Origin of the sequence: Prochlorococcus sp. (assembly GCF_965655815.1) — a bacterium.
Lineage (GTDB): Bacteria > Cyanobacteriota > Cyanobacteriia > PCC-6307 > Cyanobiaceae > Prochlorococcus_A > Prochlorococcus_A pastoris.
In genome coordinates this window covers 48,338-58,891 of record NZ_CBFHHZ010000001.1, presented here as the reverse complement: position 1 = coordinate 58,891, position 10,554 = coordinate 48,338, and the positions used below count along the sequence as shown (strand labels likewise).

The 10,554-nt window shown below is 33.8% G+C and carries 11 protein-coding genes; 8 read left to right on the top strand and 3 right to left on the bottom strand.

Going from position 1 to position 10,554, the window contains the following annotated elements; translation table 11 throughout:
- Positions 1–177: 177 nt before the first annotated feature.
- From rpsL to ACTF45_RS00245, 7 genes are all read left to right on the top strand, one after another.
- Positions 178–555: a 30S ribosomal protein S12 gene (rpsL, locus tag ACTF45_RS00275; RefSeq protein ID WP_011133139.1), complete on the top strand. Its 378-nt coding sequence runs from the start codon at positions 178–180 to the stop codon at positions 553–555.
- A gap of 26 nt (positions 556–581) precedes the next feature.
- Positions 582–1,052, top strand: a complete 471-nt coding sequence (rpsG, locus tag ACTF45_RS00270; RefSeq protein WP_011133138.1) for a 30S ribosomal protein S7 — start codon at positions 582–584, stop codon at positions 1,050–1,052.
- 104 nt (positions 1,053–1,156) lie between these two features.
- Positions 1,157–3,232 (top strand): elongation factor G, encoded by a 2,076-nt coding sequence (gene fusA / locus ACTF45_RS00265; RefSeq protein WP_288347081.1) that lies wholly within the window; start codon positions 1,157–1,159, stop codon positions 3,230–3,232.
- 43 nt (positions 3,233–3,275) lie between these two features.
- Entirely contained in the window at positions 3,276–4,475 is a 1,200-nt protein-coding gene (gene tuf / locus ACTF45_RS00260; protein WP_288347080.1) for an elongation factor Tu, read from the top strand.
- A 109-nt stretch (positions 4,476–4,584) separates the two neighbouring features.
- Entirely contained in the window at positions 4,585–4,905 is a 321-nt protein-coding gene (rpsJ, locus tag ACTF45_RS00255; RefSeq protein ID WP_011133135.1) for a 30S ribosomal protein S10, read from the top strand.
- Between the two features lie 55 nt (positions 4,906–4,960).
- Positions 4,961–5,617, top strand: coding sequence for an LON peptidase substrate-binding domain-containing protein (locus ACTF45_RS00250; RefSeq protein ID WP_288347078.1), 657 nt, complete (start codon positions 4,961–4,963; stop codon positions 5,615–5,617).
- On the top strand, positions 5,618–6,553 hold the full coding sequence (locus ACTF45_RS00245) for a methyltransferase domain-containing protein (protein WP_438949154.1): 936 nt from the start codon (positions 5,618–5,620) through the stop codon (positions 6,551–6,553).
- Here the strand turns inward: ACTF45_RS00245 and pheA are convergent, their stop codons facing one another.
- Positions 6,554–7,399 (bottom strand): prephenate dehydratase, encoded by an 846-nt coding sequence (pheA, locus tag ACTF45_RS00240; protein WP_438949153.1) that lies wholly within the window; start codon positions 7,397–7,399, stop codon positions 6,554–6,556.
- A gap of 52 nt (positions 7,400–7,451) precedes the next feature.
- Between pheA and ACTF45_RS00235 the strand changes: the two genes are divergently transcribed.
- Positions 7,452–7,970, top strand: a complete 519-nt coding sequence (locus ACTF45_RS00235) for a DUF1997 domain-containing protein (protein ID WP_288348341.1) — start codon at positions 7,452–7,454, stop codon at positions 7,968–7,970.
- Here ACTF45_RS00235 and ACTF45_RS00230 read toward each other — a convergent pair.
- Both ACTF45_RS00230 and ACTF45_RS00225 read right to left on the bottom strand, forming a co-directional pair.
- Complete coding sequence (locus ACTF45_RS00230) at positions 7,956–8,585, bottom strand: ribonuclease HII (RefSeq protein ID WP_438949152.1); 630 nt, start codon at positions 8,583–8,585, stop codon at positions 7,956–7,958. The two genes, ACTF45_RS00235 and ACTF45_RS00230, sit on opposite strands and share 15 nt — an antisense overlap.
- The gene (locus ACTF45_RS00225; RefSeq protein WP_438949151.1) at positions 8,530–10,347 is read right to left on the bottom strand and encodes an Rne/Rng family ribonuclease; all 1,818 of its coding nucleotides are present in this window, start codon (positions 10,345–10,347) and stop codon (positions 8,530–8,532) included. The genes ACTF45_RS00230 and ACTF45_RS00225 overlap by 56 nt, the downstream gene beginning before the upstream one ends.
- Positions 10,348–10,554: the final 207 nt, after the last annotated feature.

The following is a 10,554-nucleotide window of genomic DNA, read 5'->3' as shown; positions in this document are numbered from 1 at the left end:
AAGAAAATTTATTTATTTCTATTATAAAAATGAATTTCAAAATACAAAGCAAAAATAATGAAGAATTACTAAACAAATTAAAATTTTATTTATAAATCAAAAAAAATCAAAAATGCTTTAGATATGACTCGTAAAAGGTTATGATGTTTTGATATGTATTTTTATCTATTAATATAGATGCCGACCATTTCCCAATTAATTGGATCAGAAAGAAAACGTCTGACAAGAAAAACAAAATCTCCTGCACTTAAATCTTGTCCAGAGAGAAGAGGAGTATGTACAAGAGTTTATACATCTACTCCTAAGAAACCTAATTCTGCCTTAAGAAAAGTTGCAAGAGTTAGACTAACTTCTGGTTTTGAAGTTACCGCATATATTCCAGGAATCGGACATAATTTACAGGAACACTCTGTAGTCCTACTCAGGGGAGGAAGAGTTAAAGATCTGCCGGGGGTAAGATACCATATAATAAGAGGAACTTTAGATACTGCAGGAGTCAAAGATAGACGTCAATCCAGGTCTAAATATGGTGCAAAAGCTCCTAAAAATGATTAATTTTTTAACTTCAATTCTTTTCTAAAATGTCACGTCGTAATGCAGCAGTAAAAAGACCGGTTTTACCAGACCCTCAATTTAATAGTCGTCTTGCCTCAATGATGATTTCTAGATTGATGAAACATGGTAAAAAATCTACTGCACAAAAAATATTATCTGATGCATTCTCTTTAATCAGTGAGAGAACAGGTGGAAATGCTGTCGAGTTATTTGAAACAGCTGTAAAAAATGCAACCCCTTTAGTAGAGGTGAGAGCTAGAAGAGTTGGAGGTGCTACTTATCAAGTTCCTATGGAAGTTCGTCAAGAGAGAGGAACTGCTATGGCACTAAGATGGCTTGTTACTTTTTCAAGAGGAAGAAATGGAAAGAGTATGTCACAAAAATTAGCAGGTGAATTAATGGATGCAGCTAATGAAACTGGTAGTGCAGTTAAGAAGAGAGAAGATACTCATAAAATGGCAGAAGCTAATAAGGCTTTTGCTCACTACAGATACTAATTTCGACCCAAAATGGTCCTTATTTAGTTTATTATTAAACAAAAGTTTATTTGAATAAATAAACTGTAGCTATTTAGCAATTCATTCTATTTGGAGTTTTAACATTGGCACGCGACTTTCCCCTTGAACGAGTAAGGAATATAGGTATAGCCGCTCATATTGATGCTGGTAAAACAACTACTACTGAAAGAATACTTTTTTATTCAGGGGTTGTTCACAAAATCGGAGAGGTACATGATGGTGCTGCAGTAACAGATTGGATGGCCCAAGAAAGAGAGAGAGGAATTACTATCACAGCTGCTGCTATTTCTACAAGTTGGCAAGATCATAGAATTAATATTATTGATACTCCAGGCCACGTTGACTTCACTATCGAAGTTGAAAGATCAATGAGAGTCTTAGATGGGGTTATAGCTGTGTTTTGTGCGGTAGGAGGGGTTCAACCACAGTCAGAGACTGTTTGGAGACAAGCTGATAGATATTCTGTCCCAAGGATGGTTTTCGTCAATAAGATGGACAGAACAGGTGCAGACTTCTTAAAAGTTAATCAACAAATTAAAGATCGTCTCAAAGCAAATGCTTTTCCTATTCAACTTCCAATAGGAGCTGAAGGTGATCTTTCAGGAATTATTGATTTAGTAAGTAACAAGGCCTATTTATACAAAAATGATTTAGGAACTGATATTGAAGAAGCTCCAATACCAGATGACATGAAAGATGAGGCATTGGAATGGAGAAGTAAATTAATGGAAAGTGTCGCAGAAAATGATGAAGAATTAATTGAAATATTTTTGGATAAGGGAGAATTAACTGAAGATCAACTAAAAAAAGGGATTAGAGAAGGAGTTCTCAAACATGGTTTAGTTCCTGTTTTATGCGGATCAGCCTTTAAAAATAAAGGAGTTCAATTAGTTCTTGATGCAGTAGTTGATTATTTACCAGCCCCAATTGATGTAAAACCAATTCAAGGTGTTTTACCAAATGGTAAAGAAGATGTTAGACCTTCGGATGATAATGCTCCTTTCAGTGCACTTGCTTTCAAAGTTATGTCTGATCCTTATGGAAAACTAACTTTTGTAAGAATGTATTCTGGAGTGCTTTCTAAAGGAAGTTATGTTATGAATTCAACTAAGGATGCTAAAGAGAGAATTTCAAGGTTAGTTATCTTAAAAGCAGATGAAAGAGAAGAAGTTGATGAATTAAGAGCGGGAGATTTAGGTGCTGTATTGGGATTGAAGAATACAACAACAGGTGATACCTTGTGTAATACCGATGACCCAATAGTTCTAGAAACTTTATTTATCCCCGAACCTGTTATCTCAGTTGCTGTAGAACCAAAAACTAAAGGAGATATGGAGAAACTTTCTAAGGCCTTACAAGCCTTGTCTGAAGAAGATCCAACCTTTAGGGTAAGTACAGATCAAGAGACTAATCAGACTGTAATAGCCGGAATGGGGGAACTACATCTTGAAATTCTTGTAGACAGAATGTTGAGAGAGTTTAAAGTTGAGGCAAATATAGGCGCCCCTCAGGTTTCTTATAGAGAAACAATTAGATCAAGTTCCAAGGGTGAAGGTAAATATGCAAGACAAACAGGAGGTAAAGGACAATATGGACACGTAGTTATTGAAATGGAACCTGCCGAAGTCGGCAAAGGGTTTGAATTTGTTAACAAAATCGTGGGTGGAACTGTGCCAAAAGAATATATTGGACCAGCCTCAAATGGAATGAAAGAAACCTGTGAATCAGGGGTTCTTGCCGGTTATCCGCTGATTGATGTAAAAGTAACACTAGTCGATGGTTCGTTCCACGATGTAGACTCATCTGAAATGGCCTTCAAAATTGCAGGTTCAATGGCTTTTAAAGATGGGGTTAAAAAATGCAATCCTGTCCTCTTAGAGCCTATGATGAAAGTCGAGGTCGAAAGTCCTGATGATTTTCTTGGATCTGTAATTGGTGATCTCTCTTCAAGGAGAGGTCAAGTCGAAGGACAATCTGTCGATGATGGATTGTCTAAAGTACAGGCCAAAGTGCCTTTAGCCGAAATGTTCGGTTATGCCACTCAACTCCGATCAATGACTCAAGGTCGGGGCATATTTTCAATGGAGTTCGCAAATTATGAGGAAGTTCCTCGTAACGTTGCTGAAGCTATCATTTCCAAGAATCAGGGCAACTCCTGATCTCTAAACTAAACACTCTTTAACCCTCGATTCTTTAATTCAAATGGCTCGCGAGAAGTTCGAAAGGAACAAACCACATGTCAACATAGGTACTATTGGCCACGTTGATCATGGAAAAACAACCCTGACTGCTGCTATTACTAATGTTTTAGCTAAAAAAGGTCAAGCACAAGCTCAAGACTATGGAGACATCGATGGTGCTCCAGAAGAAAGAGAGCGTGGTATTACAATTAATACCGCACACGTTGAATACGAAACAGCCGACAGACATTATGCTCACGTTGACTGTCCAGGTCACGCTGATTATGTGAAAAACATGATCACTGGTGCAGCTCAAATGGATGGTGCAATTTTAGTTTGTGCGGCAACAGATGGTCCTATGGCTCAAACAAAAGAACACATTCTTTTAGCAAAACAAGTTGGAGTTCCTGCTTTGGTTGTTGCCTTGAATAAATGTGACATGGTAGATGATGAAGAAATCATTGAACTTGTTGAAATGGAAATCAGAGAACTTCTTGATAGTTATGATTTCCCTGGTGATGATATACCCATCGTTCAAGTTTCAGGTCTAAAAGCTTTAGAAGGAGATTCTACTTGGGAATCTAAAATTGAAGAATTAATGACTGCCGTTGATGCTAGTATTCCTGAACCTGAGAGAGAAATCGACAAGCCATTTTTGATGGCAGTTGAAGATGTATTTTCTATCACAGGTAGAGGAACAGTTGCCACTGGAAGAATAGAGAGAGGAAAAGTCAAAGTAGGGGAAGAAGTCGAAATAGTTGGAATAAGAGATACAAGATTGACTACTGTCACGGGCGTTGAAATGTTCCGTAAACTTCTTGATGAAGGTATGGCTGGAGATAATGTTGGACTGCTTTTACGTGGTGTTCAGAAAGAAGATATTGAAAGAGGTATGGTTCTTGTTAAAAAAGGTTCGATTACTCCTCATACAAAATTTGAAGGAGAAGTTTATGTCCTTAAGAAAGAAGAGGGTGGTAGACATACACCTTTCTTTGCTGGTTACAGACCACAATTTTATATAAGAACAACAGATGTAACTGGACAAATCACTGCATTCACTGCTGATGATGGAGCAAATGTTGAGATGGTAATGCCAGGTGACAGGATAAAAATGACTGGAGAATTAATTTGTCCAGTTGCGATTGAACAAGGTATGCGCTTTGCTATTCGTGAAGGTGGTCGTACTATTGGAGCTGGTGTTGTTTCTAAAATTATTGAATAATTTTCTTTAATTTTATAAAGTTAACCTTTGATAATCTAAAATAGTTAAATACAGATATATGGGTTATTGATTATCAATAACCCCTTCATAAAGAGATTAATTTAAACTTATGACAGCTTCACTTACTCAACAAAAAATACGTATCAGATTAAAAGCCTTCGATAGAAGAATGCTTGATTTGTCTTGTGACAAAATAATTCAAACGGCAGATACAACCGCTGCTTCAGCTATTGGACCAATTCCATTACCAACTAAAAGAAAAATTTATTGCGTTTTAAGATCGCCTCATGTAGATAAAGACTCTAGAGAGCATTTTGAGACCAGAACTCATAGAAGAATAATTGATATTTATAGTCCTTCAGCTAAAACTATAGATGCTTTAATGAAATTAGATCTTCCTAGTGGTGTAGACATAGAAGTTAAATTATAAGAAATCCCGAATAGAACTTTAATTCACTAAAATACAAGAAACATTTGAGGTTTAAATGGGAGAGCTTTCAGTAAGGGAATTACCATTGTTCCCTCTCCCAGAAGTTGTTCTTTTCCCACAAGAAGTCTTACCACTGCATATCTTTGAGTCGAGATACAGAATTATGCTTAAATCTGTACTTGAATCTGATTCAATGTTTGGAGTAATTAAATGGGATCCCAATAAAAAGAGTATGGCTAACGTTGGCTGTTGTGCTCAGATAATTAAACATCAAACGGCCGAAGATGGTAGAAGTAATATAATCACTTTGGGACAGCAAAGATTTCAAGTTCTTGAAATTGTACGTTCTACACCTTATTGTTCAGCAATGGTAAGTTGGATAACTGACGAAAATATTGATAGTTTTCAAAGTTTAGATCTTTTAAGAGATTCAGTCACTGAAGCCTTAAATGATGTAGTTAAATTAACTAGTAAATTAACTAATTCTCAGAAAGTTCTTCCTGATAAGTTACCTGAGAACCCTATGGAACTTTCTTTTTGGATCGGTGCTCATCTTGGAGGGCCAGTAGCTGAAGAGCAGCAAAAACTTTTAGAGGAAAGGAATACACATACTCGTTTGCAAAGAGAGTTTGAAATGTTAGATCATACTAGAAAACAATTAGCAGCTAGAACAGCTTTAAAAGAAAGTTTTCCTGATATCAAAGAAAACTAAATGTCTATTTTTTTAATATCTTCCCTCGTTATATTTTTAACTCTATTATTTTTTTCTTTAATACTTTGGAGATTTAATAATAGAAAATACATTTCTTCGAGAACTGTAGCTAATGCATATGATTCCTGGACTCAAGATAAATTACTAGAAAGATTGTGGGGAGAGCATATACATCTAGGTTATTATCCTCTAAATAAAAATATAGGTTTTAGAGAGGCTAAAGTTCAATTTGTGCATGAGTTAGTAAGTTGGAGTGGTTTAGATAAATTACCTAGAGGTTCTAGGGTTTTAGATGTCGGTTGCGGAATAGGTGGAAGTTCTAGAATTCTCGCGAATTATTATGGATTTAATGTCACTGGAATAACTATTAGTCCAGCTCAAGTAAAAAGAGCAAAAGAACTTACGCCTTATGAATGTAAATGCAACTTCAAAGTTATGGATGCTTTGGATTTGAAATTTGAAGAGGGAATATTTGATGGTGTTTGGAGTGTTGAGGCAGGAGCCCATATGAATAATAAAACTAAATTTGCAGATCAAATGTTAAGAACTTTAAGACCTGGAGGATATTTAGCATTGGCTGATTGGAATTCAAGAGATTTACAAAAACAACCACCATCCATGCTTGAAAAAATAATCTTAAAACAATTACTTGAACAGTGGGTACATCCTAAATTTATAAGTATCAATGACTTCAGTAGTATTCTTATAAATAACAAAAATAGTTCAGGTCAAGTTATATCCTCTAATTGGAATTCTTTTACAAATCCCTCTTGGTTTGATTCAATATTTGAAGGAATGAGAAGACCTAATGCAATTTTGTCCCTTGGTCCCGGAGCGATTATAAAGTCTATTAGAGAGATACCTACAATACTTTTAATGGATTGGGCCTTTAAAAAAGGTTTAATGGAATTTGGAGTTTACAAATGTAGAGGTTAATTAGTCCAAATAAACCTCTTCTGATAAATAACATCCAAAGTCGATCAAATGTTTACATAAGGGTTGTATTTTTTTCTTTAATTTATTAAATGCTTCAATATTAGTTTTAGTATTTATTTCAACATCAACATAGATAATATATTCTCCTAGTTCTCTCTTTGAAGGTCTAGATTCTATTTTACTCATATTGAATCCAAATTCTGCAATATAATTTAAAGCTTCTAGTAAAGCACCAGGATTATTTGAGAGTAATGAGAAGGCAAAACTTGCAATATTGGCTTTATCTACAATGTATTCTTTACTCAACAATACAAATCTTGTACAATTACCCGGGACATCATTAATAGGAAATGCTAATTCTTGAAGTCCTTCTATTTCAATAAGAGATTTCGAACCAATAGCGGCTCTAAATGAGCTTCCTTTTACCATATTCACAGCTTCTGAAGTTGATTTTGTTGATAAAGTAATAGCTTCTGGAAGGTTCTCAGATAGCCATTCTGAGCATTGAGCTAAAGCTTGTGGATGAGATAATACCTCAGATATCTCTGAAATCTTGCCATCACTAATTAATGCATGTTTTATTGGCAAAACAATTGCTTTATTAATATTAATATCAGAAAATTTCCAAAGCGCGTCTAAAGTCGTTGTTACTCCTCCTTCAACAGAATTCTCAATGGGCACTATTGCTGCATCACAATTGTTGTAGGCTATTGATTTAATAACCGAATACAGCCCGTTACATGGTACAAATAAAGGTGACTTAAAATTAGCAAGCTTTGATAAAATATGAGCTGCTTTTTCAGCGTATGTCCCTTTAGGGCCTAAATATGCAACTTGTTTGCTCATGGTAAATTGTAATAAAAAAAGAGATCAAATAAGCATTGGAGGTATATAGAAAATGCTTTTAGCTTTTGATGCAAAACAGAAACTTAAACTTTCTGTTACGAGGAATAAAGAATATCTTTCTAAATATCTTTTGGAGGAAGAAAGAGTTGTTGGAGCGATGCTAGACCCAAATAAATTAGAACCTGAAGGGGAAGGAATGTATAAGTATACTGTAACAAGTTTCAAGGTTTTTCAATTAGATGTTAAACCTGTTGTATCAATTGCAGTTGAGAATAATGAGGGTGTTTTAAAAATGAGTGCACTTGATAGTACATTAGATGGTTTAGGCATGGTTGAAGACTTTAATTTAATTTTGAAAGCAAATTTGGAGGCAACAGATTTTGGGTTAGAAGGTGAAGCCTTACTCGGAGTTTCAGTAAGTCAACCGCCTCTTTTGAAACTTTTGCCAAAGAAAATTTTAGAATCTACAGGTCATTCAGTATTGAATGGAATTTTATTAGGAATAAAATCTAGAGTTCAACAACAATTAATAAAAGATTTTGTAAATTGGTGTGAATTAAATCAGATTTAACTTATTCAAGAAACTTTTTCTATGGAGATTAGTTAGTCCATTTTCTTTAAGACTTGAAAAATGTTGTTTGGTACCATATCCCTTATTTTTAAATATGAAATATCCAGGATATTTGCTTTCTAATCTTTCCATCAAAGAGTCACGCATTACTTTAGCAATTATGCTTGCAGTAGCTATTGAAATAAATTTAGAATCACCTGAAATAATATTTCTTTGATTACCCTCCCAAAGTCTTAATGGTAATGGGCCGTCAATTAATAGTTCAGATGGAATATGTTTTAACTTTTTAACTGCTCTAATCATTGAAAGTTCAGTTGCATGCCTTATCCCCAACAAATCTATTTCTCTTACTGAAGACTGCCCTAAACCGTAATCTGATGATAATGCAATAATTTTAGGAAAAACATCTTTTCTTTTTTTTGGAGTTAATTTTTTACTATCATTAACCCCTAATTTATTGAGAGTTAATCCACTTTTCTTAGAAAGAACTACAGCAGCAGAAAATACAGGTCCGAAAACCGAACCACGACCTACTTCGTCAATACCTATCTCAGAAGCTTTATTCAATATTTGCAGATGATCTTCTTCTTTTTCTTCTTGAATTATCAATTTCATCTTTAGTTTCTATTTCCTCGTTCTCATTTGTTACTTTTGGCAATTTTTTGTCGGGATTCACTTCTTTAGGGTAATCTGCTTCAACCTCTTCTTTTGAATCAAAAGTTGAGGTTATTTTATTTGATTTCTTGCTTGAAACTTTATTATTTGTTTTTACATTTTGCTCAGAAGCAGTTTTTTCTTTGTTCTTAGCATCTTCCAAACGTACTAAGTGATTACTACTTAGATATTCTTTTCCTAATTTAATTAATGGATTAATGCCCAATTGGCTATAAACAATTTTTTCATCATTACTGAGCTCAACCGTGATTACTTTCTTTTCTCTACGATTATTTGAATTAGATACTTCATTATCATTTCTCCTTTTATTGGAATTATCATCGTCTTTATTGGTATTTCTAGTTTTAGTAAACTCTTCCCTAGTGATCGTTTCTTGATTTTCAATTAATTGAATGGGAGTTAAGTCTGGGATTTTGGTGTCATTTATTTTACTGGATTTTTTTGCATTTTGATTAGTTTTTAAAGAATTATTTTTATAATTTGGTAAATTTTCTATATGCCCTAATCCATTGCAGTTGCTACATTTAGTACCAAATAATTCATATATATTTTGACCTTGTCTTTTTCTTGTTAATTCAACTAAACCTAACTCAGTTAATTGAGCTATCTGTGGCCTTGCTGAATCATCTTTAATGGCTAAAGTAAAATGTTCAAGTAACTGAAATTGATCTCTTCGAGATTCCATATCTATAAAATCTATAACTAAAACTCCCCCAATATTTCTTAATTTCATTTGCCTAGAAATTTCTATAGCTGCTTCACAATTCGTCCATAAAACAGTTTGTCTTGAATTAGCTGATCTTGTGAAAGATCCAGAATTAACGTCAATTACTGTTAATGCTTCAGTAGGTTCAATAATTATGTATCCTCCTGAAGGTAGATCTACTCTTGGCTGAAGCGCCTTTTGAATAGTTTTATTAATTTGGTATTTTTCTAAAATATGTTCATTTATTTCATTATTGTGAAAAACAAGTTCCACTTTAGAGTCATTATTAACTAAAAAGTCTTTTGCTTTTTCGAGAGCGATATTATTATCAATTACAATTTTATTAGTGGATGATTTGATGCAATCTCTTAAAATTTTTAATGAAAAATCTTCATCTCTACTTATTAAATTTGGTGGATGAGTACTCTCTGAATTTTTTAATACTTGATCCCATTGTTGAATTAAATTTTCTAAATCTTCAATAAGTAATTCTTCTTTGATTTGTTCGGCTTCAGTTCGAAATAATAATCCTGTGCTTGGCGGTTTAATTAAAACTCCAAGAGCTCTTAAACGACTTCTTTCAGTCTCAGTATTTATCTTCCTAGAAATATTGACTCCTTGTCCATATGGTTGCAATATCAGATATTTACCAGGTAATGAGATATTACCTGTAAGTCTAGGTCCTTTATTTCCTGTAGGTTCTTTCATTACTTGCACGAGAACTTTTTGTTTTGGTTCAAGAAGTTCAGTAATTCCTACAACACCTTTTTTTAATCTTAATGGACCTAGATCTGATACATGAATAAAGCCATTTTTTTCACTTTCTCCAATATCTATAAAGGCAGCGTCAATACCTGGAAGGACATTTTCAACAGTTCCTAAAAAAATATCCCCGATTTGATATTGACCTTGTGCGACGATTAATTCATCAACTTGATCATCTGTGAGTAGTGCTGCAATACGCGCCTGCTCAGCTATTACAATTTGCTGAGACATAAAATGTTTTAAAGTATGTTTTGAATTTTTTGAAAATCGATAAAAAGTAAATAATTATATACTTAATTATTCGCTAGCAATTTCTTGAAAGCTTAATTTATTAGATTTTTAAAATAATTAGTAGCAGTTTGACTTGCTAAGTTTTTTAGTTTTAGACGACTTTCAAACGATTTGAAATTGATTAATAGCTATGATTATTTCTTTAAT

What these genes read in the sequence shown, in the direction of transcription:
- rpsL (WP_011133139.1), top strand. Translation starts at nt 178, where the DNA reads ATGCCGACCATTTCCCAATTAATTGGATCAGAAAGAAAACGTCTGACA.
- rpsG (WP_011133138.1), top strand. Translation starts at nt 582, where the DNA reads ATGTCACGTCGTAATGCAGCAGTAAAAAGACCGGTTTTACCAGACCCT.
- tuf (WP_288347080.1), top strand. Translation starts at nt 3,276, where the DNA reads ATGGCTCGCGAGAAGTTCGAAAGGAACAAACCACATGTCAACATAGGT.
- rpsJ (WP_011133135.1), top strand. Translation starts at nt 4,585, where the DNA reads ATGACAGCTTCACTTACTCAACAAAAAATACGTATCAGATTAAAAGCC.
- ACTF45_RS00250 (WP_288347078.1), top strand. Translation starts at nt 4,961, where the DNA reads ATGGGAGAGCTTTCAGTAAGGGAATTACCATTGTTCCCTCTCCCAGAA.
- ACTF45_RS00245 (WP_438949154.1), top strand. Translation starts at nt 5,618, where the DNA reads ATGTCTATTTTTTTAATATCTTCCCTCGTTATATTTTTAACTCTATTA.
- pheA (WP_438949153.1), bottom strand. Translation starts at nt 7,399, where the DNA reads ATGAGCAAACAAGTTGCATATTTAGGCCCTAAAGGGACATACGCTGAA.
- ACTF45_RS00235 (WP_288348341.1), top strand. Translation starts at nt 7,452, where the DNA reads ATGCTTTTAGCTTTTGATGCAAAACAGAAACTTAAACTTTCTGTTACG.
- ACTF45_RS00230 (WP_438949152.1), bottom strand. Translation starts at nt 8,585, where the DNA reads ATGAAATTGATAATTCAAGAAGAAAAAGAAGAAGATCATCTGCAAATA.
- ACTF45_RS00225 (WP_438949151.1), bottom strand. Translation starts at nt 10,347, where the DNA reads ATGTCTCAGCAAATTGTAATAGCTGAGCAGGCGCGTATTGCAGCACTA.